A 24,189-nucleotide genomic window follows, 5' to 3' on the forward strand; every position below is an offset into this window, starting at 1 on the left:
AAAAAGACAATTTAATGGTACTGTTTTTTTGCTTTTTTCAGAATTTTACTGTATTTCTAAAAAAAACACCTGTAAGAGAAAAAACTTCTCTTACAGGTGTGATTGCCGCTACTTTCTAGGTAGTACGTACAAAATTTTTTCTTTATAATAACAGCGTAAACAGCTTCGCTCATCTGTTTCTGAAGTCTCCACAAACACGTGCCGACACTGTTTCTGAATGCTTTGTAATTGTTTCTCTAATTGATTTACTCTCTCAAAAAGCGCAGCGGTATTCATCATAAATAAAGATTAGAACCTTGCTTCGTAAATTCTTGTGACTTTTCTTTCATACCAGCTAACGCTTCTTGTTCTTGAACAGGCATATTTCTTAAATCATGAGAAATGCGCATTGAACAAAATTTCGGTCCACACATAGAGCAAAAATGTGCCGTTTTAGCACCTTGGGCTGGAAGGGTTTCATCATGATATTCGCGGGCCCGTTCAGGATCAAGCGATAAATTAAATTGGTCTTCCCACCGGAATTCAAAACGTGCTTTTGATAGTGCATTATCTCTTTTTCTAGCGCCAGGATGACCTTTTGCCAAATCAGCTGCGTGCGCAGCAATTTTATACGCAATAACACCTTCGCGAACATCCTCTTTATTAGGTAATCCTAGATGTTCTTTTGGTGTCACATAACAAAGCATTGCTGTTCCAAACCATCCAATCATCGCAGCTCCAATAGCAGATGTAATATGATCATATCCGGGTGCAATATCTGTTGTTAAAGGTCCCAACGTATAAAAGGGCGCTTCATTACAAATTTCCATTTGCTTGTCTACGTTTTCTTTAATCTGATGCATCGGTACGTGGCCAGGTCCTTCAATCATTACTTGAACATCATGCTTCCAAGCGATTTTTGTTAGCTCTCCGAGTGTCTCTAATTCAGCAAATTGTGCTTCATCATTTGCATCAGCAATTGATCCTGGTCGCAGCCCGTCACCTAGCGACACCGAAATATCATAAGCCTTTAAAATCTCACAAATTTCTTCAAAATGTGTATATAAGAAATTTTCTTCGTGATGCGCTAAACACCATTGTGCCATAATCGAGCCACCACGGGAAACGATTCCTGTCGTTCGTTGAATGGTAAGTGGGATATAACGTAACAATACACCCGCATGAATCGTAAAATAATCCACGCCTTGCTCCGCTTGTTCAATTAACGTATCTCGATAAACCTCCCAAGATAAATCTTCAGCAATTCCATTTACCTTCTCTAATGCTTGATAGATTGGTACTGTACCTACTGGAACTGGTGAATTTCGAATAATCCATTCCCTCGTCGTATGAATATTTTTCCCAGTTGATAAATCCATGATTGTATCTGTACCCCAGCGAGTTGCCCATGTCATTTTTTCAATTTCTTCTTCAATAGACGATGAAACAGCTGAGTTACCAATATTCGCATTAATTTTTACGTGAAAATGACGCCCAATAATCATTGGCTCTAATTCTAAATGATTAATATTTGCAGGAATAATGGCTCTTCCTGCCGCGACTTCCGATCGAACAAATTCTGGATCCATATTTTCACGAATTGCGATATACTCCATTTCTGGAGTAACGATTCCGGCTTTAGCATAGTGCATTTGCGTTACGTTCTTTGCTTCTTTTGCCTTCATTGGCTTTCGATTGTCACTTGGAAAAACAAAAATATGTTCTTTGTCTGTCTTATAACCGTTATCCTCGGGCTTTACTTGACGGCCTTCATAATAGAACGTATCTTGCCGTTCTTCCACCCACTGTTTTCGCAGCAAAGGTAACCCTTTTGTAACATCTACAGTGTACAGCGGATCGGTATACGGTCCACTCGTATCATACGTTAATACAGGTTCATTTTCGATTTCACCATTTTCACTTTCTGTTGAACTTTGGTGAATTGCTCGAATCGGTACTAAAATATCTGATCTTGATCCTTTCAAATACCGCTTTTCACTGTTTGGAAATGACTTTTGTAATGGTAATGTTACTTTTTCACTCTTCATGCAACTGCCTCCTTCATATGATTGGAGTCCAACGTTACACGCAGCATAAAAAAAAGAGTTCTTTTATGAAAAAAGAACCCGGAGATAGACAAAGAACAACAAATAAAGCAAGTCTTTGCTAGCTACTTCCCTACGCTGGTATAAGCCAGATCAGGTTCAAAGGGTCGAGAAATGGTTCATTCTCTCTCAGCCCGCCTACGGACCCCCCTAGTAGAAAACATATTTTGTTTTCAGTGCCATTATATACCTTTATTATCTTCGTTACAATCTTTCTTTTTTTCCTACTTATTCTTCACCTAGTTTTCGTGCGTCTTTTTTAATTTCTTCATACGGTGGATTTTCCACACCACTATACGTTTTTACGATAATACCTTGCTTGTTAACAAGAAAAAAGGTGGTACCATGGATGAATTGGCCAGGATCTGGACTCGGTGATACTGGAACCTTGAACGAATTTTTTGCAAAGGATTCAATTTTCTTTTTACTATATCCCGTTAGTAGCGTCCAAGATTTGAAATCTTCTGTATAGCGCTTCCCAAATTTCTTTAACACTTGTGGCTGATCACGAACTGGATCTACCGAAAAGGAAACGAAATGGAGTGGAATTTTATCCTTTTTAACTATCTTTTGTAGCTGATTTAAATTAGAGGTCATTGGTGGACAGACGGTTTCACATTTAGAGAAAATAAAATCAGCAAGCCAAACTTTGCCTTTTAAATCTTTTAAACCAAAATCTTGATTGTCTTGATTTTTAAATTGAAAAGATTCTACCGGCCAGTGAACCTCCCTTTTTGTAGCTGGTTGCATATGTTGCGAATGGTCTTCATTCTTCATATCTTTTGAAGCAGAATCCTGATTGGAACAAGCGGTGCTAAAACAAATAATAACGAGCATAATTACTAAGTAACGTTTCATTTCCATCCCTCCCTGTAATCTTAACCCTCAACTACCTATTTTTTCATAAATTCTACCTTTACACATCCTCAAACCGAGGGAAAATCGTGACTAAATTGTGACTAGTATGTTGTTTGTTGTTTTGTCTTTTACAAAAAAGGGGATAGAAAAATAAGAGGAAGCACCTATTATGTCTGAACATTCAGAAAGGAAAAAGTGATGGTTAATCGAAGCGAAAAGATCGTATTTATAAAGGAACTTACTGCTTTAACAGAGGAATATTTACGGTGCTCTGACCTTGCCCTGAAACAGCAAATTAAAGAAGATATATTTTTCATTCAAAGTGTCCTACTCTCTCCCTCTATTAAATCATGACCCATAAAAAAAACTTGTAGAGAACAACTCTCTACAAGCGGCAACATTATTTGTGTAATCCTGTACGCGTAGCTACAAGCTTAATAGCATGCAACTGTCCTAAATGGTTACTTTCATGAGATAAAGACAAGCTTGCTAATTCACCATGTGTTTGCAAGCCATGAAATGGTTGGGCAAGAGGTTGTGCTAAGAAATCATCGGAAATATCCTTCATGCGTACTAATTGATCCTTAAGCTGAAGAACAAGTTCTTCTACGGAAGGAACCTCACCAGACCAGTCTGCTGGTTTCGTACCGTTCCCGAACAACTGTAAATACTCTTCTGGAAGGTGAGTAGAAGCCTTAGGAAACCCAAATAAGAATTGTTCAGTAACAGTCAATACATGACCTACATGCCAGTGAATCGTATTATTAAATCCTTCTGGTTGAACGTCTACTATATCAGACGAAATGCCTCCAACCTCTTGCAGTAATTGTCCTCTTGTTATTTCAAATTGCTTGTAAAAAAATGCGTTCATGTGTCTTGTCTCCTTTTTTAAATTAATCTTCTCTTATAATGTATCAAAAAGGAGTACGTAGTTAATAGAAAAAAGAACTTACATTTTAAATTGCTTTTCTTCCGTTACGATCCCCCTTTTCTCAAGATCTCTTGCTGTTGCACTCGTTTCTACTTCTTTTTCATTTTTTAATGTTCCAAATAATGCATCAACAAAAGGTGTTGAAACGCCATACCAGTAATTTTCATTTTTGAAATGATGAAGAGTATGTGTTTTTTTTAGCCACATGCCAAACTTTGTACGCGGTTTAATTGGACGGTGAGCAATATAATGTTTCCACTCATAGACTAAAAGCATAGCAATCAATCCGCTCCCAAAAGCAAGTGAAGCAGGTACATTTCGCACGATGGCATAGAAAATGATCGCTAAAATTGAAAGGTTAGGAATGCTATACCAAATGGGTAAGAATAATAATTTCAAATCATTAGGTGTTTTATGATGATCGTAATGTAAGCGCTTTAAAAATTTTAAAAACCATTGATTTTTTGGCGTTTTTAAATGAAATAAGAATCGGTGAATTCCGTATTCACTAAACATAAACACAACTATCCCTATACCAAAATAAAGCAAGTGAGTCCAAATAGGGTCAATAACAGCTGCACTAATCATACAACCCACCATTAAAATGCCCATCACTACAATATCAAAATGCAAAAAATAATCTAAGTACAATCCCTTACTCTTCATGCAATCCCCTCCTGTCTTTTTTCCACTGCTCTGCACTTTCTCTCATCACTTCTTCTGTAATGATTGCAGCTCGATCTGCCTCATTTTGAATCATACATTCCATTAATTGTTGATAATAATGAAAAGAGGCAATACGATGTTTTTCTTGTGAAAAGTAATAGGTTGCAAGCTTCGGGTATATTTCTTGAAAGCTATTAAATATAAGTAAATAAATAGGATTAGGTGAAAGAGCCGCAAGCCCCTTTTGAAGCTGCCAATCAAATTGAGCATAGGCAGTTGCATCATTAATTAAATGTTCTGTTTCTTTCAATAAAAAATATGCGTTCATTCGCTCAAAAGTAATGCTATCCTTCACACAAACTGGCAGTAGCACAACGCGTAACTCTAACATATATTGCACGAAATGATCTGGTACGTGTTCATAACTACGAAGGATATTAACGATTGTCGAGAGGTTACCTTGTCGCCAAAAATCATTTACAAAAGCTGGCTTACTTTGACGAATTGTAATCCACCCATCGCGTTCTAATCGTTGAAGGGCTTCTCTAACTGCCGGTCGTCCTGAATGAACAAGTTCAGCTAAATCACGTTCTGAAGGTAGTTCTTCGTTTATCATGTACGTCCCCTCTAAAATAGCGGCAATGAGTTTTTGTTCAATTACATCTGTTGAGCGTTGCTTCACTTAATCTCCTCACCTCCTTATTGGTAATACCAATAATTGACTTGGTATTACCAATATAATATGTATGACCAATACAAGTCAAACTATTCCGTAAATTCAAAAATTAAAAGAATACAAAAAAAAACTTACAGAAACCAAATGGTCTCTATAAGTTTTTCACACTTCTTACAATGCCTTTAAAGCATCGTCTATGTTCTGCTCTCCATTTAACATTTCAAATATTTTATGGTTTGTATGTTCTAGCTCCATTGCCTTAACTAATACGCTGGCAACGTCTTCTCGTGTCACACTGCCTCGACCAATTTTTACGCCTGCTTTAATTTTACCCGTTCCAGCCTCATTCGTTAAGGCGCCTGGTCGAACAATGGTATAGTGAAGTCTGCTTGATTCTAAACGCTCATCAGCTTCTGCCTTCATTTCTAAATAATGTTGCAATCCTTCTGGACCATTTTCTGGTTGATCCACACCCATACTACTTAACATTACAAAACGAGAGATTTGTTGCTTCTCTGCTTCCTCAATAAGCGCAATCGCTCCATCACGATCGACTGCAACCGTCTTATCAGGTCCTGTCTTTGAACCGGAACCTGCAGCGAAAATAATAGCATCACTGCCCTTCACTGCTTCTGACAAATCTCCCTCTAAATCGCCGATTACAGGAGTGGCTCCTAATTCTTTCATATCATGGGCTTGTTCCTTATTTCGAATAAGCGCACGCGCTTCATGACCTGCTTTTTGCAATTCCTTTAACACTAAACGCCCTGTTGTTCCATTTGCTCCAGCTACTAATACATTCATCTTAAAAATCGACTCCCTTCTTCTTATACTATTTACGTTTCTTTACGGTTTCAAACCACTGATTTTACGAGGTTATTTACAGAAAATTCTTTTTGCCTCTTATTGCGTAAAGTGCTAGAATTGAGGGGACATTTTATATTTAAACCATTTCGGAGGTGGTCCCGTCTGGTTTCGTTCGTCAATTACGTCTCCCGGCAATGTTCATGGTCAGTTGGACAAGAAGAAATTAAAGGTAAAGAGTACGATTCCGTTCTCGTGGCATTACAAAACTGTGGCAAAAACGAAGTGGTCGTTTGTCGCGTAAATGATGATACGGTCTACGTAACAAAACAAGAAGACATCGAAAAGCTTGAGGAGATTGGCTATAAGATTTTAGCCGCTCATTAATGGCGAAACAATTTCACAGATTTTACAAGAAGATACACCCTCCTGAGAGAGAAAGGGTGTATCTTCTTTTTTATATTTGTTAGCGTTCACATTAAACACTCCTTCAGTAACTTGAAAGCTGCAATAAAAGGATTTTATAGTCTGGAAGAATGGTTCTTGCTTTTTAGAAGACTTTTTTGAAACGATCGGCTACAAGCATCATTTCTCGTGTTGTTTTAACTGTTTTCAACAACGTGTGTTTCCTCTCATCTAGGTGAATTTGCACAGGTTCTAAAAGTCCATTGAGCCTAAATTGGTTTAAGACTATACTGAAATTGGCATATTAAAACAGATATAACAGGAGGGTCCATATGAAACAAAAAAAGTTAAAAACACTTATACCATTCGTACTTCTTGCTGCTATTAGTGGAGGCAGTTTGTCCATATCTTCTACGAATGGGGAAGCAAGAACAGAAACAACAAATAAACAGCCTGAAATACGAAACATTATTTTTATGGTAGGAGATGGCATGGGTCCATCCACTACTACTGCCCTGCGTTATTGGAGAGATAATCATCATACACGTACGATGGAAAAAACAACGTTTGATCGCTACTTTATCGGCAAACAAATGACGTATTCGAACGACTCTAAAGAAAACATAACAGATTCCGCTGCTGCTGCTACCGCAATGGCTACTGGCTACAAAACATACAATGCAGCGATCTCGGTTGATCGCAATAAAAAAGAAGTTAAAACCGTTCTAGAGGCTGCAAAATCAGCAGGTAAATCAACAGGCCTCGTCTCAACATCCGAACTCTCTCATGCGACACCTGGCTCCTATGGTGCACATGATCCAGACCGTAAGCATATGGACAGTATCGCCAATGATTTTTACGATGAAAAGATCAACGGTCACCATAAAATTGATGTGATGTTAGGTGGAGGGCGTTCGAATTTCATTCGCAAAGATCGTCATTTAGTTACGCAATTTAAAAAAGATGGTTATAGCTATATCACTACAAAACAACAATTAACAGCAAACCGTAGCAATCAACTACTCGGTATCTTCTCCAAAGAAGGACTTCCTAAAATGATTGATCGTGAAAAAAGTGTTCCATCGCTAAAAGACATGACTACTGCAGCTGTTGAACGATTAGCTACTAATAAAAAGGGCTTTTTTCTAATGGTGGAAGGAAGTCAAATAGACTGGGCTGAGCATGATAATGATGTTGTTTCAACAATGAGCGAAACACGAGACTTCGAACGAGCTTTTGCAGCAGCTATTGACTTTGCAAAAAAAGATAAGCATACACTTGTTATTGCTACTGCCGACCATGCAACTGGCGGATTTACTGTTGGTGCAAACGGAAATTATAACTGGTTTGCACAGCCTTTGAAAGCGTTTAAACGTACACCAGCCTTTATTAGTCAAAAAATAAATGAAGAAAACAATGTAAAGAAAGTCTTAAAAACGTATATTGATTTGTCCCTAACGCACACAGAAATACAAAGTGTAGAGCAAGCAGCCACTACAAAAGACGTGAAAAAAATCAGTAAAAGTATTAAAAAAATTGCTGACGCTCGGTCTGTGACAGGATGGACAACATCTGGACATACAGGTGAAGACGTGAACGTTTACGGTTATGGTCCAGGCGTTCAAAAATTCTCTGGGCTCCTTGATAACACGGATCAAGCAAAGCATATATTTGAAGCCATTCATAAAGGTCGCCTTCGCTAAAAAAAATGAAATTCTTTAAGCAACGATTCGGGCATGAGTACGGGATAAACCGAACTCATGCCTTTAAATTTTGCTCCTTCCGTTTATTGTTACAGTCATCCATAAAGTTAACTCGTTGAGATAAATACGTTCTTATTTCCAAATTCTATAGAAATTTCTATGAGCGCTTTGTCACCCAATAATGGTAATGACTCCAGCGGACACCTTTCTCTTTGCATTGTTTCGTCCAACAATCGTTTAACTGCCTTTACTTTTTATTCAATTGTAAATTTAGCCAAAAGAAAAACACCGCCAACATTTAGCCTGTGTCTAAATATCAGGGTGCCGTTCGTCTTCTTTTTATTTCTTTTCTTTACAATACATACAAAACCCATTCTTACTCGTACCTTGATAAATAAAGCCTTCTGAGCGATAAAATGCATTTAACGTTTCATTGTTTGCTATGCAATCTAAGCGAATAACTGATTTCCCATGAAAAACAATGCCATCTGTTGCCCACTTTAAAATGTCCCGACCTAGCCCCGCTTCTGATCGATCAATCGCTAATCGATGTAAGTAAATTGCCTTAGGATCATCCTTCATCCATAAATCCAAATCCCACTTACTCGGTTGTTGTACTAACATGACAACGCCCGCTAATTTTCCCTCTTCTGTTCTAAAAACAAAAACATCTCCACGTTCAACTGATTGTGCCATCCCGTGCACGTCTTTACCTTCTAAAAGCTCTCCCCATTGTGTTGAGCCTTTTTGCTGTAGCCATTGAGCCGTTTTAACGAGAAGTTCCATAATTTCAGGTGTATCTTGTGAAACAGCCTGGAATGCTTTTATATGAGGCATGACTTGATGTACTATAATTTCTGGTTTCATGTTAGTCTCCTTCTATGTATGAATAATTCTAACGTATCAACGTTTGCGTTACAAAACAAGGAAAATATCACGTGCCCTTTCATATCTATAACAGTAGGTACTAAAAAACAAATGAAACTTGTTAGCTATTTTAGCCGTATACTTACTAAACTTTAAAGGAGGATATGCTATGTTTAAAAAATTACTTCAGTCCCTCATGGGTGATCACAAAAAGCACCATTATAAAAGTCATAGTAGCAGTCATCATGGCTATAAAAAGTATAGCAGTAGTGACGTTAAAAAATCACATAGTCACGGTCATTCCTACTATAAAAACAAAAAGAAAAAAGGAAGCTTTTTTAGTAGCTAATCAATGACTGTTGCATTTTTCAAATCACTCTTGCGTTCTTTCTATGACGTTACGTTGCCTCGTCAGCAACTCTTGTTTAACCGCTATCGAGTTCATTCTGTACTAGGAATGGGGAGCTATGGAATTACCTATAAAGCCTATGACTGCTCTACACAAAACTATGTAGCCATTAAACATTTACGAAAATCCAAAGCCTGTCGTGCTGTTCATCGAAAGGCTTTTCATCAAGAATATGAAACATTGCGTTCTCTTCCTCAAAGTCCCTCCTTTCCGTCTGTACATGGGGAGTATTATTGTGACGACGGATATTTTTTAATTATGGATTTTATGGAAGGAACGACATTTGAAGACCTCGTCTTTCGTGACGGGATGATCTATTCAGAAGAAGATACTGTCAAACTATTAAATAAATTATTGTCACTCACTGATCTCTTTCACAATGAAGGCATCGTCCATCGTGACCTCCGGCTACCGAACATTCTTTATCATAATCATCGTTTATCTATAATTGACTTCGGTCTTGCTACATCGGTGTCCAAAGCAAGCACGAAATTCTCAAAAAAACATCCCATGCGAACACAAGATATTACGAGTGATTTCTACAATCTTGGTCATTTTTCCCTGTTTCTTCTTTATTCGAATTATGAGCCAACGTCTCAGCTTGAAAGGAGTTGGGAGGAGGAGCTTACCTTAACACCCCTCGTTCATCAAATGATACGAAGGCTATTACAAATAGATGCTCCCTATCGTACCAGTCAGGAGCTGCGCAACGATATAGCCCGTTATGACAGCAAAAAAACAACGTAAGAAGAAAGATCTTCTTACGTTGCTTTTTCTACCCCTTTACTTTTAAGCCGAACGGCGCGTTCTGTTCCCATCATAAAAATAAACAAAAAGGCGAGGACAGATGGCACGAGCGCCCATAAAAAAATATGAGCAATGGAGTCGGATAAAGCGGTTGTAATTTTTTCTAATATAGGAGCTGGAATCATCGCCCTTGCTTTTTCCGATAGTAAATTTTGAGAATTCCCACTTGCTCCTGAAAAACCCTTCATTCCTTTAAAAAGCGAAGCCAATTGTTGGGTAAGATCACTTCGTTGAATAGTACCAAATATCGTGATCCCAAGTGTCATACCAAGTGAACGAATAAAATTATAAGTGGAAGTTGCTGAACCACGTTGCCGCACATCAAAATGATGAATTGAGGCATTGCTAAGCACAGAAAATGAAAAACCTACGCCTACGCCGGTTACAATCATATAGAGTGTGAGTAACAAACGAGGCGTTGATGGTGAAAGTGTACTAAGTAAACTAAATCCAGCTAGTAGAAGAATACCTGAAAGCACCATAATATTTCGATAGCTCATTCGTGGAATGAGAAAGCCACCTACTTGTGCTGATATAACTGAGCCTAACATCATCGGTAATAGAATAAGCCCAGAATTCGTTGCACTTCCTCCATATACACCTTGCACGAAAATAGGAATATATACAGTCGCTGCCATGAATGCAATGCCATAAAATAAACCAACAAGTGTACTTCCTGCAAATAAACGATTAGAAAACATAGAAAAAGCTATAATCGGTTCACGTACTTTTGGTTCAATCCATAAGAACAACCCTAACAATACGATGAACACTCCAAATAAACTAATAATAACAGCTGAATCCCATGCATATTTTTGTCCACCAAGCTCCAACGCAAACATTAAAGAAACGACAGCACCAACAAGCGTGACAGCTCCGCCCCAATCTACTTTTTGCTTGCTGTGAATTGGTGATTCTTTATAAAACATGGAAACAAGCAGTAACGAAACACAACCAATTGGTAAGTTAATATAAAACACCCAATGCCAACTAATGTAATCAGTAATATACGCACCTAAGAGCGGACCAAAAATACTTGAAAAGCCAAAGACAGCTCCAAAAAGTCCTCCCATTTTCCCACGTTTTTCCGGTGGGAAAATATCGAATACAATGGTAAAAGCGATGGGAATAAGCGCTCCACCGCCTATACCTTGAATTGCTCGGTAAATACCTAACTCTAAAATACTAGAAGCAGTACCACATAATGCTGATCCGATCATAAATAATACGAGACCGAATATAAAGAACCGTTTTCTACCATACATATCAGAGAGTTTACCAAATATCGGCATCCCCGCCATCGATGCCACCATATAGGCTGATACAATCCAAATAAAGCTATCTAGACCACCAAGATCGCCTACAATCGTGCCCATTGCCGTTACTACAATCGTATTATCCATCGCCGCTGTTAACATCGCTAACAATAACCCTGTTACAATCCATTTCGTATGAACGGTCTCTTTCATTCTAGCAATCCCCTCGTTTCCCTACAGCCGTATACTCTTCTTAACCTCCAACTGTTGAAAGCTCTCTGAGTATCGTTTTTAAGAAAATTTCTTCTCCCTCAATTACCTGTACACCTAAAATGGCATGCTGACGCGTAAATGGCACATAACTATTTTTTCTTTTCACCGTTATCTTTTTGCCGCCTATTTCTTAAGCCATCCGTTAATAGCAACTAAGCCGCTTGAATGGAAGGTTTCCACTTCAAGATCGCCTCCATTCTTTAGGCCTCCTTTCACTTGCACCTCTTCTCCTACCTCTAATTCTCCAATGATTTTCGTTTATCCTGCTTCAATAGAATCCGTAACCGTTACTTTCCTAACAGCTTTTAAACGCTTCACTTCAAGATTTATACACGTGCCTCTCCATATATATGATGTAGTTCGGCTTTTACGCCACCTTATATGTAAGCCTGTATAAGTCCATGAATTGCTCCACTGCCACTAATGATGCCCTTAGTCAGTGTTACAGAACCATAAATGGTTCCTAATCCATTGCATACCAATGTCTCACAACTAACATCACCATTCATCTTGCTTCTCCCATTAATTTCAACATGAGAAAATTAACGGCCAGTTGAAATAGAAACACGAAGAAGGATTTTCAGTCTTCGTCTGTCACAACAATTCTTTCATTTTCAATCATAAGCCAGCTGTTCATTCTTAAACTTCCTTAGATAGAAAAGCTCGCCCTGGCCTTGTTCGATTTGCCTTCATGCCCTCTCTAACACAGTTACGCATCCAATGAAAAAAAAGATAGTTAGAGAACTATTCACCACTCTTCACGTATGCATTTTTTTGTCCTCATTCATCATAAACTTTTCATTGTAAAATAAGGTGCTAACGTTTGCTCAAGTGTCCCTTTCACGGTTGCATATTCTTCAAAGGATAGACCAAGTTGAATCATTTCATGTACAAGCTCCGCACGTAATCCAGTAATGACGGGAGAGCTTCCCATCAAAGAAATACCAAGCAATACTTTTTCAAATTGATGCATGACTTCTATGTCCATGTCGGTTAGGCCCGATAAATCCATAATTAGTGTTGAAATTTTTAAAGTAGATATATCCGTTAATACCTTTTCCTCTATAATTTGCATACGATACGCATCGATTCTTCCTATTAAGGGTAAGACAGCGATGTTTTTACTTAATGGAATAATAGGTACAGAGAGATGTTCAACCATTTTTCGTTGCTCATTTAAAAGATTATCTTTATACGAAGAGTAACTAATAAAAAAGCCATTAAGAAATTGATCAATACTATCGTTAATGAGTATTTCCATTTCATAAAAATTCGTACGATAGTCTTCCATTTCTTTAAAATGTTGTGTTTGAGAATCAAAGGCGTGCAAAAAATGCCATAAAGTTCGGCGAATGGCATGAACCCACTCAAGCTTTAACGTAATGGTTAAAGCGTGCTCAGCCCATACAATTCCTTCTTTTTTTGCAAAGGAAATAAGCTCATCTTCTCTATTTTTAATCACACATAAAGCAAGCTTTTCTGCATTTTTTATAAGATTAATATTGCCTGTTTGTTGAATGTTTGTAATTTCACTAGCAACATTGACGGCCTCTGCTAGCAATTGTTGTTTAAAATTTTCACGGTTACGAATAATGTACTGAACAAGCTCCTGCTTCCATTCTTTGCTCATATGTGCACCTCATAGTTATTAGTTTCAAGTGTAGTTTCTAACATATTCTTTGTCGTTCCCTGTCGTTCCTTTATTTATCACTAGATTTTCTAGCCCTTACAGCAAGGATTACTAACACTCCTTTCACTAATCTCTTAGGAGAAATAAGAAAAACCGAACGCTGAAGTCCTATTAAGACAACAGTCATTCGGAATTCTTTTAAGTAGTATTAGAGAATGTTATTTTGCTTGAAAAACATGCTCTCTCAAATAGGTAAGTGTTGCTCCCCCGAGCGTATTTGCGGCCACAAGCATTGCTTCTTCTTTTATTTGAAACTTAGGATGGTGGTGTGGGTATGTTTCTTCCCATTGCTCATCTTGTGCACCAGTATAGAAGAATGTCCCTTTTACATGTTGTAGATAATAGGCAAAGTCTTCGCCGCCCATTTGTTGGTCACCTTCTAACACGTGAGTCACTCCTGGAATATCTTTCGCAACTTTAGCTAAAAAGGCCGTCTCCACCTCATGATTAACAACGGCTGGATAACCTCGTTGGTAGTGGACCTTACATGAAGCCCCGACGCCCTTACAGGTTGATTGTGCTAATTGTTCTATTTCCCGTTCAAGCAATGCTCTCACTTCTTCTTTAAATGTACGTACAGTCCCTGTTAGTTTTGCTTTATCTGCAATTACATTAAAGGCATGACCTGCATGAAAGGCACCAACTGTCACGACTGCCGCATCGAGTGGATTAACAGCGCGACTAACAAGTTGCTGTAAATTCACAACAAGCTGTGAACCAATTACAACCGCATCTTTTGTTAGATGGGGTTGTGCCCCATGTCCACCTTTTCCTTGAATTTCAATATCAAACTTATCCGCCGCCGCCATAAATGGACCGGTTCGATGCTCAATATGGCCATAAGGGGTAACCGCCCATAAGTGCGTACCAAAGATCACGTCAACCCCTTCTAAACAGCCATCTTCAATCATGGCAATCGCTCCACCTGGGGCAATTTCTTCTGCATGTTGATGGATAAATACGATCGTTCCTTCAATCTCCTCTTTCATTTCATTCAATGCCTTTGCCAAGACAAGTAAAGTAGCTGTATGACCATCATGACCACAGGCATGCATCACTCCATCTACCGTAGACTTGTATGGCACATCATTCTCTTCTTGAATCGGGAGCGCATCAAAATCAGCACGCAATGCGACTGTTTTCCCAGGTCTTCCACCCCTCAACGTTGCAACAACACCACGTCCCCCCACATTTGTACGTACTTCATGTCCAAGGGCAGCATGATAGTTTGCAATATATTTAGGCGTTTCAACCTCTTCAAAAGAAAGCTCTGGATGAGCGTGTAAATGTCGACGGATCTCGACCATTTCCGGAAAAAGTTCTGTTAAGCGAGCATATAATTTCTCCATCGTCCACGGGCTTCTACCTATTCACACGAAACGCTTACAATGAGTGCTTCTTCGTATGTAGCTAGTCGCCTTCACCTCTCTTTCAATCTGTTTTCATACTACGTTCTTCTTCTACCATACTACGCTTAGGTCGACGAAACAATCAGATTTTTTTAAAAATAGAAGCTATTGGCTTCCTAAAAAAGGAGCGCAGAGAATTCTCTGCGCTCCTTTTTTAGGGGTTACTTAGTTTTTACTCCAGTTTTCTTGAATAAACGTGTCTCGGCCAGATTCTGTCCGCTCTTGTTTATATTTCTCTGGATTCTTTTTATAGAAGCCTTGATGATAGTCTTCTGCTACATAAAAAGGGGTTGCAGGTAAGATTTCTGTGACAATCGGTTTCGCAAAGCGGCCGCTTGCACTTATTTCTTGTTTAGATTGCTCCGCTTCCCTTTTTTGATCAGCATTATGATAAAAAATAGCTGTCTTATATTGACTACCTCGATCAATAAACTGTCCACCATCATCTGTTGGATCTATTTGTGGCCAATACAATTGTAATAGTTTTTTATATGGAAAAACAGTAGGATCAAATGTAATTTCGACGGCCTCAAAGTGTCCCGTCTTTCCTGACTTTACTTGTTCATAGGTGGGGTTCTCTACTGTTCCACCTGTATAGCCAGATACGATCCCATGTATGCCTGGCATTTCATCAAATGGTTTTACCATGCACCAAAAGCAGCCACCGGCAAATACAGCTTTTTCAAGTCTAGTTGTTTCTGTCATGATTCGACACCCTTTCGTAGCAAATTGCTCGTACGTTTATTATAGCGTGTTAGACTTGAAAATCCACGATATTTACTCACCGGGTCCTCTTCGTTTTTCATCATCTAAATAATCTTTTGGTGTCGAGCGACCTCCGCTTTTCCTTTTCTTCCGACGCGATGCACCTACTAAAAGAATAACAACAATAACAAAAAGAAGAACAGTAACGTTTAAAAAGCCACCTAAAAATAATGTAATATCCTTTAGTCCATTTTGAATAGATTCCATGTTGTATTCACCTCTTAAGCGTTACAGTACCCCAATTTCACCTAACCTAATCGCACTCTTTATTCATAATAATAGCGATTAGAAGAATTCTTTTGATAAAACTGTAAATTAACCATATCTTCAAGCGGCAGTTCAAACGTAAACAGAGCGAAATTCTCTTTCATTCTACTTACATCTGTAGATCCGGGTATAATGGCAACACCATTTTGTAACGCCCACCTTAAAACAATTTGTGCTGGTGTTTTTTTATGTTTACGTGCAAGTTCTTGAATAAAAGGTTCATACATCATTTCACCTTGTTTTAACGGCTGACAAGCTTGTATCGTTAGTTGGTGATCGTGGCAAATGTTAACAAGAGATTGATCTAGTCCGAGAGGATGGTATGGCATTTGTAACACATGTGGCTTTATCGAACAACTTTTCAGTAGGTGCTCTAACTGACGATTATTTGCCCCTGTAACACCAATCGCTCGAACATCTCCACGATGATAAAGAATTTCTAATGCGCGCCACGTATCGTCCATTCTACTATGTTCCATGAACGGCATAATGAGCAAATCGATATACTCTAGATTAAGGGAATGACGACTGCTTTCAAAAGCACGCAACGCCTCATGATAACCTTGCTCTTCTAAGCTAAGTTGTGAGGCAATAAACAACAACTGCCTTGAGTAAGGACTTTGGCTTAAAACTCTTCCAATCTCTCGTTCATTTTGATAAATGTGAGCGGTATGAAACGCACGATACCCTACTTCTAGCGCTTCTTCAACAATCCGCTGTACAGCATGTGATCCTTGTAAACGATTTGTTCCAAGTGTAATCAAAGGCATATTTACACCATTTGCAAGCAGCAACTCCTTTTCCATGCGCTTCCCCCCATTTTCCATACTTTCTATAGCCTATGCTGACAACCTGCTCTTCATCTAACATATCTACAAAAACGAATGCGTTATGGTAAGAAAATTGCAATGAAACATCATTGTCATTTACAAGCATGATTGCTGGGCTTTTCGGAAATCGTAAGAAGGACTGAATTTTTTGGAGGAAATGCCGATGTCATCGACCATCTTTTTTCTATTAAACTCCCTGGACGTACAACGAGGTGGTTTAACAAAAGCCTGCTTATTACAAGCAAATACGTTTGCTGAGCAAGGCTTTGGCACCTATATTCTTACCTTTAATTTTGATACAAATTATGATCATATTGTTTCGGAACTACGAACGCTTCATAAGTTGAACAATCGTGTAATCGTTCTTAACATGTATCAACATCTTGGTCAGTGGGCTAATCTTACTACAAAAGGGAATGCTCAAACGCTGTTGCAATCATCACAAGCATGTTTCGAGGTACATCCTAACAAGGCGCATGCCGTTCGCGCTTTTGAAAATGGGATGTATACGAAATTTATTCAATCTACCCCAAATGAGACCATTGAGATAATTGACTATTACAATGAGTCTAGGTATCGCACGAAACGAGAATACTATGACAGCAACGGACATTTACGAAAATCGTTATTTATGGATTACGAACGAAATAAACCTCGGCAAACGATCTATTACGGCCAAAAGGAAGCAGCATATTTACGAAATGGCAATCACCACAAAACGGTGATGTAACGAAAATCCTTTATTTTTCCGAGCAAAAAATAAAAGCAACGTTTTCATCTGAACTGGATTTGAAAGTGTTTTGGCTAGATTCACTTCTTGCTTCATATGAAACGCCAACGGTTGTCTCAGATGCCAGACCGTGTGATGAAATTGTCCTTCGTACGAAAGCGAAGCACGCTGTAACAATGTGGAGATTACATAGTAACCATCTAGAAGAAAATGGAGAGATTGTTGAAAAGGTTGCACCCGGGTTAAAAGAGATTGAACGTTTTGATGTGGCATTAACGTTAACACATCAACAAAAGAAAGATATCGAAACGTTCATAGCACCCGCTAAAGCGAACATTGAAGTCATTCCTCATGCATCGCTAGCCTTTTTACAAAATGAAGCAGTATATGAGCGAAAAATACAGCATACAAAAGCCATCGTAATCAGCCGTTTCTCTGAAATTAAACGGATTGATCATATTTTAGAAGCCTTTCGACTGGTCCTTCAAGAAGTGCCACATGCTATATTGGAGCTTTATGGGATTGGAAGTGAAGAAGACCATTTAAGAACATTGGTTACAAAACATCATTTAGAACATAACGTTCTATTTAGAGGCTATACCTACGAACCTGCTAGCCGCTATACAGAAGCCCTTTTTTCAATATTGGCTAGCAAATCAGAAGGGTTTTCATTAAGTATCTTAGAGAGTATGTCTATGGGTACTCCAGTTATAAGTTATGATATTCATTATGGACCTACTGATTTAATTACGTCTGGCGAAAACGGATGGATTGTTCCTAACGGTGATTATAAAGCACTTGCCACTAAAATGGTTTGGATGTTTCAACATAAGGAGCAAGCGATAGCAATGGGAAAAAGAGCTGCTCTACATATGAAAGAAGTCTTTCATAAAGAGGCATACAGCAAACGTTGGCTAGACGTTGTTTCATGTGCAATCGCTAAAAAGAAACAAAAAAACCTTTAAATTCTGACGAGCACACCGATATAGTAAACAAAGATACATCAATCTAAGAAGAGGAGGCCGACGATCGGTCTCTTTTTTTTGTTATGCTGTGAAAATACACCGATTACTTTAAATATTTTCGTCCTTCCTCTCTTTCAGCTATACTAACTATGGACAGCAAATGTGTTAGAATTACTTGTCTATATGAAAGGAGACGTTATGAAAGCACTTGTTCTTGCAGAAAAACCGAGCGTTGCACGTGACTTAGCACGCGTTCTCGGTTGTACACAAACATCAAAGCATTTCATTGAGGGTCCTCACTACGTTGTTACGTGGGCACTTGGACACCTTGTTGAGCTTAAAATGCCAGAAGACTACAATAAAGAATATAAAACATGGCGCATGGAGGACTTACCTATTATTCCTAAGGAAATGGGGTTAAAGCTCATTTCAGGTGTCCGCCACCAATACAAAGGCATTGAGTCACTTGCCAAACGAAAAGATATCTCATCGTTTATCATAGCAACAGATGCAGGACGTGAAGGAGAGCTTGTCGCTCGTTGGATTCTTGAAAAACTGCGCTGGAAAAAACCTGTCAAACGACTATGGATTTCCTCCCAAACAGATCGCGCTATTAAAGATGGCTTTAAACAATTAAAACCCGCTGCACAGTATGATACCCTCTATCAATCCGCTGTTTGTCGATCAGAAGCAGATTGGTTAATCGGTTTAAACGTGACCCGTGCCCTAACGACGAAGTATAATGAACAGCTATCGGCAGGACGTGTTCAAACGCCGGCACTATCTATGATTCTAGAACGCGAAAAAGAAATTAAAGCATTTGTACCGAAAGAATATTGGACGATTCAAGCAAAGCTAGGGCCTTTTTTAGCAACTTGGGAAAAGAATGGAGAGCGCCGCCTTTTCGATCGTAAAGTAGCAGAAGAGATTGTCGCGCAAGCAAAACAGCAAAAAGCAACGGTGCATTCACTTCAGAAGAAAGAGAAGATAGAATCGCAGCCTCTTCCTTATGATTTAACAGAATTACAACGTGATGCGAATCGCCGCTTTGGATTTTCGGCAAAGAAAACAGCTGGTGTTCTCCAAAATTTATACGAACGCTATAAGCTTGTCACGTATCCACGTACAGATTCAAAGTATTTAACAATCGACATGAAAAATACGATGAACGATCGTCTGCAAGCACTATCTTCTAGCTATCGTGAAGAAGTGCAGCCTGCTCTTAAAAATAAAGGGCAAGTCTTGCTAAAGAAAGTTTTTAACAACGAAAAAGTAACCGATCATCATGCGATTATTCCAACTGATGAGCCTCCTCACCTTGGTGACTTATCGAATGATGAACGAAAAGTATATGATATGATTGTACGCCGCTTTCTCGCCTTGTTTTACGCACCATTTCAGTCAGAAACGGTAACCGCCACTCTTCATGTTAATCGTGAAACATTTTCTGTAAAAGAAACAACCGTTACAAATCTGGGCTTTAAATCTGTTACAGGAAAAGATGCTGAACAACCTCTTAGTACTTCTATTCGTTCAGTAAAAGAAGGTCAAGCGTATACCGTATCATCGTGCGAACTTACAAAAAAACTAACGGAGCCACCTGCTCGCTACAATGAGGCTGATTTATTAAGCAAAATGGAGAAATACGGCTTAGGTACCCCAGCAACCCGTGCTGATATTATTGAACGGTTGCTTAGCACAGAAACCATTGATCGGCAAAACAATCGACTACATCCCACCCCAAAAGGGAAACAACTGATTGATCTTGTTAATGAGGCGTTAAAGTCACCTGAGCTTACAGCTAAGTGGGAAAAAGAGCTTGAAAACATTGCTCGTGGCAAAGGCGATCCACAAGACTTCTTAACGAACATCCGAAACCAAACACAGGCACTTGTATCCGAAATTAAAAAAAGCGATCAAACCTATAAAGCACATAATCTTACAGGCTCAAAATGTCCTGAATGCGGATCTTTCATGAAAGAAGTGAAAGGTCGCGATGGGAAGATGCTAGTATGCTCAAGTCGAGAATGTGGTTATCGAAAACGTAAAGAAGCAAAATTATCAAATCGCCGTTGTCCTCAGTGTAAAAAGAAAATGGAAATGCATAAAGGAAAAGCAGGCCTGTACTTCCAATGCCGACCATGTAACGTTGTCGAAAAAGCAGAAGATAAGAAAAAGAGCGTATCAAAACGTGAAGAACGTCAGCTTATGAAAAAGTATACGGCTAAGGAAGAAGCACCATTAGGGAATAGCTTAGCAGATGCTTTAAAAGCTGCTTTAGAAAATAAAGAATAGATTCACATTTCGTCCACGATTATCGACACCATATACGCTCACACTGTGGTAAATTAAAAGATAGATATTATACAGGAGGTTACCGAGCATGAATACAGCTGTTAAACGTTTTATGCAGGTTGGTATATTTGAAGGAATCTCTTTTCTTCTATTACTCGGTGTAGCAATGCCCCTTAAGTATGCAGCGGGGCTTCCGATTGCCGTTATGATTGTTGGCTCTTTACACGGACTTTTCTTCGTGCTCTATTTAATCACACTCGGCTATGCAGCGTTAACGAATAAATGGCCGTTTACGCGTGTGATGGGTGCACTCGTTGCTTCCGTTTTACCATTTGGTCCGTTCGTTTTTGATGCTTATTTAAAGAAAAATGTAGCCTAAACAAACAAACGGTAAATGGCACGTAAAAAATGAGCGCTCCCACACGAGGAGTGCTCATTTTTTCATGTGTTATGTGTTATAAGATGGCTTGTAAGAATGAACGCGTTCGTTCTTGCTTCGGAGCTGTAAAAAGATCCATCGGTTTACCAGCCTCTACAATTTGTCCATCATGCATATACACAACCAGATCAGCGGCTTCCTTTGCAAAGCCCATTTCATGTGTAACCACAATCATCGTCATTCCTTCTGCAGCAAGATCTTTCATCGTTACTAACACTTCTCCGACCAACTCTGGATCTAAAGCAGATGTTGGTTCATCAAATAACATCACTTTTGGTTTCATCGCTAATGCGCGTGCAATGGCTACACGTTGTTTTTGACCTCCTGAAAGTTTATTCGGATAAACAGCTTCCTTATCAGCTAATCCTACTTTTTCAAGCAACACTCTTGCTTCAGCAATTGCTTGATCTTTCGGAACTTTCTTTACCACAACAGGCGCCTCAATCACATTTTCTAATACCGTCTTATGAGGAAATAAATTAAAATGTTGAAACACCATCCCTACATTTTGACGAAACACATTCAGATTTGTAGATTTTGGTTCAATTTGGACGCCATCAATTTCAATACTGCCACTTTCCTTCATTTCCAAGAAATTAAGACAACGTAACAATGTACTTTTACCAGAGCCACTTGAACCAATCAATACGACAACTTCTTTTTCTGCTACTTGTAAATCAACATCTTTTAATACGTGTAAATCACCAAACGATTTATTGAGCGAGCTGACCTTTACCATGATTTTTCTTTCGATCATATGTTTTCACTCTCTCCTCTCCAGCTGAAAATTTGCGTTCTAATAGGTGAACAATACCTTGGAAAATTAAAACAAGCACAAGATAATAGACAGCTACAATTAATAAATAAGTCATCTCCTCAAACGTTCGTGCGCCTTGTGCGGTAGCGATATTAAACAACTCTGACGACGAAATAAAGGCTGCGAGAGATGAGTCCTTCAAACACGTAATAAATTGATTACCAAGCGGCGGTAAAGCGCGCAAAAAAGCTTGCGGTAGGACGATTCTTCGCATCACTTGTAAGGAGCTCATTCCGAGTGAGCGCCCCGCTTCTGTCTGTCCATGATCAATGGATTGAATCGATCCACGAAAGATTTCGGCAATATATGCACTATTATGCAGAGCTAATCCAATTGTGGCACACCAATAGGCGGAAATACCCAGTTCTGATAAACCAAAATAGAAAAAGAAAATCTGTACAATTAAGGGCGTTCCACGAATGAGTGTAATATATACACCTGCAATAGCACGAAGCACCCTGCTATTAGAGAGCTTAAAGAACGCAACGACTAAACCACCAACAATACCTAGTAAGATAGCAACTACAGTAAGCTCTAAAGTTAAAAGTAATCCTTCAAAAAAAAGCGGATAGCTCTCAAGCATTCGCGAAAAAAAGTTAGAGATGTCAGACACAGGCGTTCATCCTTTCTAGAAACATGCGTAGGATTTTGTAAAAAACAATGTGCGCCTTCATTAGCCGCACATTGTTTTTCATTATGGTTTTTTCGTAATATCAATTCCTGTATACTTTTCACTTAATTTCTTCAGTGTTCCATCTTTCTTTAATTCCTCTAATGCTTTGTCCAAAGCTTTTAATAACGTGTCATTATCCTTACTAACAATAATTCCTTGTTCACTCGTACCAAGTGTTTCTGCTTCTTGAATATTAAAACCTTTTTTCATGGCTTGTTTTCCTGTAATGGAATCGGTAATCGTTCCATCGTGCTTTTTCTCACTTAATGCTTTTAAAGCGGTTACATCACTATCGTAAACAGAAATATCTTTCGTGTATTGTTTCGCTGTTTCTCCATACGTAGATCCTTTTGAAACCGCGATATTCTTTCCTTTTAAATCGGTTGCTTGTTTTACGTTACTTCCCTTTTGCACAAATAATACAGGTCCTGAGTAATAATAGGGTGCTGTAAAGTTTACAGCTTTCTTCCGCTCATCATTTATAGCATGACTGGCAACGGCTGCATCATAGCGTTTCGTTTTGACAGCGGTAACAATTCCATGAAACTTCTGTTTATCCACTTTTGCTTTTAATCCCATCTTTTTAGCTAATGCTTTTCCTACGGCAACATCAAAGCCATCTAGATTTCCGTCTTTATCGACGTAACTAAATGGCGCATACTCACCTGAGACCGCAAAGGAAAAGACCCCTTTTTCTTTTAACGTAACTTCCTCACCGCTTGTTGTTTTCGTCGTATCCGACCCACATCCAGCAAGCATCACAACAGCAAGTACAGCCCCTACCCATAGCTTCATTTTTTTCATTCATCTTTTCTCCTCTCCGTAATGGTAATCCATAAAGAAAGTAACTATTCAAGATGACTGTTCGTAGATGTTACTTATACATACCCGTTTCCTAAACTTTCTATTACTATCAACAAATTCCTTCCTTTTTTTACAGGAATCTGGCTTTCTAATGAAGAATAAGTAAAGGACAAAGTGAATATTTATGAAAATGGAGGGATCATAGAATGACAACCTATGACAAGATTGTGGTGCTCTCTGATTATAAAAAGAAAAAAAAGGACCATCAGAGACCGTCCCGTTTACTTCTTCGTATTACGCTCGCCTTCTTTGCGCTCAGTGTCTTTCTCTTTTTATTGTTTATGTTAGATGACTATCAGAAAACGCATAACCTGTCTTCTAAACCAGGTGAAGCCTTTCAACTACTGAGTAAGAGCGATGAAATGACCCCCCATTTAAAAGACAAGCTCCAGTCTTTTTCTTCTTCCATTCATGAGCTTGAATATTTCGCTGTAATCCCTGCTACTAAGCAGGGATTACAGCAGTCACCCGTCTTCACATACCATCGCGATTCAAAAGAGCGTCTTGCGCCTGTCACCCTACACAATAAACAATGGACCATAACCTATCAATTATCAAAAAAACAACAACCAATTCTTTGGGAAAGCTTTCTCTATCTTTTTCTTCTGACCTCACTTCTCTTGTTCCTCTTCTGGCTGACCCTACTCTTTAAACGACCCAATTCAATTATATTCTCACAACAAATCTCTCATATAAAATGATCTCT

The 24,189-nt window shown here is 38.8% G+C and carries 25 protein-coding genes and 1 riboswitch; of the genes, 9 read left to right on the forward strand and 16 right to left on the reverse strand.

Translation table 11 applies throughout. The features are described 5' to 3' along the window. Window positions 1-275 precede the first annotated feature (275 nt). The 6 genes from thiC to A374_RS07600 all read right to left on the reverse strand — a co-directional run bounded on the left by thiC (window position 276) and on the right by A374_RS07600 (window position 6,019). Window positions 276-2,027 carry a phosphomethylpyrimidine synthase ThiC gene (gene thiC / locus A374_RS07575; protein WP_007201616.1) on the reverse strand — a complete coding sequence of 584 codons (1,752 nt, stop codon included), beginning with the start codon at window positions 2,025-2,027 and terminating at the stop codon, window positions 276-278. Between the two features lie 110 nt (window positions 2,028-2,137). Next, window positions 2,138-2,246: riboswitch (TPP riboswitch) on the reverse strand. A gap of 66 nt (window positions 2,247-2,312) precedes the next feature. Next, complete coding sequence (locus A374_RS07580) at window positions 2,313-2,942, reverse strand: SCO family protein (RefSeq protein WP_007201617.1); 630 nt, start codon at window positions 2,940-2,942, stop codon at window positions 2,313-2,315. A 400-nt stretch (window positions 2,943-3,342) separates the two neighbouring features. Then, window positions 3,343-3,813, reverse strand: a complete 471-nt coding sequence (locus A374_RS07585; RefSeq protein ID WP_007201618.1) for a DinB family protein — start codon at window positions 3,811-3,813, stop codon at window positions 3,343-3,345. Window positions 3,814-3,891: 78 nt separating this feature from the next. Then, window positions 3,892-4,539, reverse strand: a complete 648-nt coding sequence (locus A374_RS07590; RefSeq protein WP_007201619.1) for a sterol desaturase family protein — start codon at window positions 4,537-4,539, stop codon at window positions 3,892-3,894. Further along, complete coding sequence (locus A374_RS07595; RefSeq protein WP_007201620.1) at window positions 4,529-5,221, reverse strand: GntR family transcriptional regulator; 693 nt, start codon at window positions 5,219-5,221, stop codon at window positions 4,529-4,531. Before A374_RS07595 ends, A374_RS07590 begins: the two co-directional genes overlap by 11 nt. A gap of 165 nt (window positions 5,222-5,386) precedes the next feature. Next, window positions 5,387-6,019 (reverse strand): SDR family oxidoreductase, encoded by a 633-nt coding sequence (locus A374_RS07600; RefSeq protein WP_007201621.1) that lies wholly within the window; start codon window positions 6,017-6,019, stop codon window positions 5,387-5,389. Between the two features lie 255 nt (window positions 6,020-6,274). On the opposite strand from A374_RS07600, the gene A374_RS21285 reads away from it, so the two are divergent. Next, a complete protein-coding gene (locus A374_RS21285; protein WP_274517051.1) occupies window positions 6,275-6,406 on the forward strand; it encodes a hypothetical protein in 132 nt (43 codons plus the stop codon). A gap of 350 nt (window positions 6,407-6,756) precedes the next feature. Beyond that, window positions 6,757-8,127 carry an alkaline phosphatase gene (locus A374_RS07605; RefSeq protein ID WP_007201622.1) on the forward strand — a complete coding sequence of 457 codons (1,371 nt, stop codon included), beginning with the start codon at window positions 6,757-6,759 and terminating at the stop codon, window positions 8,125-8,127. 339 nt (window positions 8,128-8,466) lie between these two features. Here the strand turns inward: A374_RS07605 and A374_RS07610 are convergent, their stop codons facing one another. Beyond that, window positions 8,467-8,994: a GNAT family N-acetyltransferase gene (locus A374_RS07610; protein WP_007201623.1), complete on the reverse strand. Its 528-nt coding sequence runs from the start codon at window positions 8,992-8,994 to the stop codon at window positions 8,467-8,469. A 169-nt stretch (window positions 8,995-9,163) separates the two neighbouring features. Between A374_RS07610 and A374_RS07615 the strand changes: the two genes are divergently transcribed. Together A374_RS07615 and A374_RS07620 are read left to right on the forward strand one after the other, a co-directional pair. Further along, a complete protein-coding gene (locus tag A374_RS07615; protein ID WP_040340430.1) occupies window positions 9,164-9,343 on the forward strand; it encodes a hypothetical protein in 180 nt (59 codons plus the stop codon). 3 nt (window positions 9,344-9,346) lie between these two features. Further along, window positions 9,347-10,150 (forward strand): serine/threonine protein kinase, encoded by an 804-nt coding sequence (locus A374_RS07620; RefSeq protein ID WP_007201625.1) that lies wholly within the window; start codon window positions 9,347-9,349, stop codon window positions 10,148-10,150. A 14-nt stretch (window positions 10,151-10,164) separates the two neighbouring features. On the opposite strand, the gene A374_RS07625 is transcribed toward A374_RS07620, so the two are convergent. The 6 genes from A374_RS07625 to A374_RS07650 all read right to left on the reverse strand — a co-directional run bounded on the left by A374_RS07625 (window position 10,165) and on the right by A374_RS07650 (window position 16,676). Continuing rightward, window positions 10,165-11,679 carry an MDR family MFS transporter gene (locus A374_RS07625; RefSeq protein WP_007201626.1) on the reverse strand — a complete coding sequence of 505 codons (1,515 nt, stop codon included), beginning with the start codon at window positions 11,677-11,679 and terminating at the stop codon, window positions 10,165-10,167. Between the two features lie 847 nt (window positions 11,680-12,526). After that, window positions 12,527-13,369, reverse strand: a complete 843-nt coding sequence (locus A374_RS07630; protein ID WP_007201628.1) for an STAS domain-containing protein — start codon at window positions 13,367-13,369, stop codon at window positions 12,527-12,529. 218 nt (window positions 13,370-13,587) lie between these two features. Further along, entirely contained in the window at window positions 13,588-14,778 is a 1,191-nt protein-coding gene (locus tag A374_RS07635) for a M20 metallopeptidase family protein (protein ID WP_007201629.1), read from the reverse strand. A gap of 225 nt (window positions 14,779-15,003) precedes the next feature. Continuing rightward, entirely contained in the window at window positions 15,004-15,543 is a 540-nt protein-coding gene (msrA, locus tag A374_RS07640) for a peptide-methionine (S)-S-oxide reductase MsrA (RefSeq protein ID WP_007201630.1), read from the reverse strand. A 72-nt stretch (window positions 15,544-15,615) separates the two neighbouring features. Continuing rightward, complete coding sequence (locus A374_RS07645; protein WP_007201631.1) at window positions 15,616-15,810, reverse strand: hypothetical protein; 195 nt, start codon at window positions 15,808-15,810, stop codon at window positions 15,616-15,618. 59 nt (window positions 15,811-15,869) lie between these two features. Then, complete coding sequence (locus A374_RS07650; protein ID WP_007201632.1) at window positions 15,870-16,676, reverse strand: aldo/keto reductase family protein; 807 nt, start codon at window positions 16,674-16,676, stop codon at window positions 15,870-15,872. Between the two features lie 187 nt (window positions 16,677-16,863). Here A374_RS07650 and A374_RS07655 point away from each other — a divergent pair, with 187 nt between their 5' ends. The 4 genes from A374_RS07655 to A374_RS07670 all read left to right on the forward strand — a co-directional run bounded on the left by A374_RS07655 (window position 16,864) and on the right by A374_RS07670 (window position 21,069). Then, window positions 16,864-17,430 (forward strand): alpha-glucosyltransferase N-terminal domain-containing protein, encoded by a 567-nt coding sequence (locus tag A374_RS07655; RefSeq protein WP_040340431.1) that lies wholly within the window; start codon window positions 16,864-16,866, stop codon window positions 17,428-17,430. A gap of 65 nt (window positions 17,431-17,495) precedes the next feature. After that, entirely contained in the window at window positions 17,496-18,395 is a 900-nt protein-coding gene (locus A374_RS07660) for a glycosyltransferase (RefSeq protein WP_040340432.1), read from the forward strand. A gap of 198 nt (window positions 18,396-18,593) precedes the next feature. Beyond that, window positions 18,594-20,690: a DNA topoisomerase III gene (locus tag A374_RS07665; protein ID WP_007201633.1), complete on the forward strand. Its 2,097-nt coding sequence runs from the start codon at window positions 18,594-18,596 to the stop codon at window positions 20,688-20,690. 88 nt (window positions 20,691-20,778) lie between these two features. Then, on the forward strand, window positions 20,779-21,069 hold the full coding sequence (locus A374_RS07670; protein ID WP_007201634.1) for a DUF3817 domain-containing protein: 291 nt from the start codon (window positions 20,779-20,781) through the stop codon (window positions 21,067-21,069). 76 nt (window positions 21,070-21,145) lie between these two features. Here the strand turns inward: A374_RS07670 and A374_RS07675 are convergent, their stop codons facing one another. The 3 genes from A374_RS07675 to A374_RS07685 form a co-directional block, all read right to left on the reverse strand. After that, on the reverse strand, window positions 21,146-21,886 hold the full coding sequence (locus A374_RS07675; protein WP_274517052.1) for an amino acid ABC transporter ATP-binding protein: 741 nt from the start codon (window positions 21,884-21,886) through the stop codon (window positions 21,146-21,148). Next, complete coding sequence (locus A374_RS07680) at window positions 21,843-22,559, reverse strand: amino acid ABC transporter permease (protein ID WP_007201636.1); 717 nt, start codon at window positions 22,557-22,559, stop codon at window positions 21,843-21,845. Before A374_RS07680 ends, A374_RS07675 begins: the two co-directional genes overlap by 44 nt. A gap of 81 nt (window positions 22,560-22,640) precedes the next feature. Further along, window positions 22,641-23,423 carry a transporter substrate-binding domain-containing protein gene (locus tag A374_RS07685; RefSeq protein WP_007201637.1) on the reverse strand — a complete coding sequence of 261 codons (783 nt, stop codon included), beginning with the start codon at window positions 23,421-23,423 and terminating at the stop codon, window positions 22,641-22,643. A gap of 206 nt (window positions 23,424-23,629) precedes the next feature. Here A374_RS07685 and A374_RS07690 point away from each other — a divergent pair, with 206 nt between their 5' ends. Then, window positions 23,630-24,184: a hypothetical protein gene (locus A374_RS07690; protein WP_007201638.1), complete on the forward strand. Its 555-nt coding sequence runs from the start codon at window positions 23,630-23,632 to the stop codon at window positions 24,182-24,184. The last annotated feature ends 5 nt before the right edge of the window (window positions 24,185-24,189 follow it).

Origin of the sequence: Fictibacillus macauensis ZFHKF-1 (assembly GCF_000269865.1) — a bacterium.
GTDB lineage: Bacteria > Bacillota > Bacilli > Bacillales > Fictibacillaceae > Fictibacillus_C > Fictibacillus_C macauensis.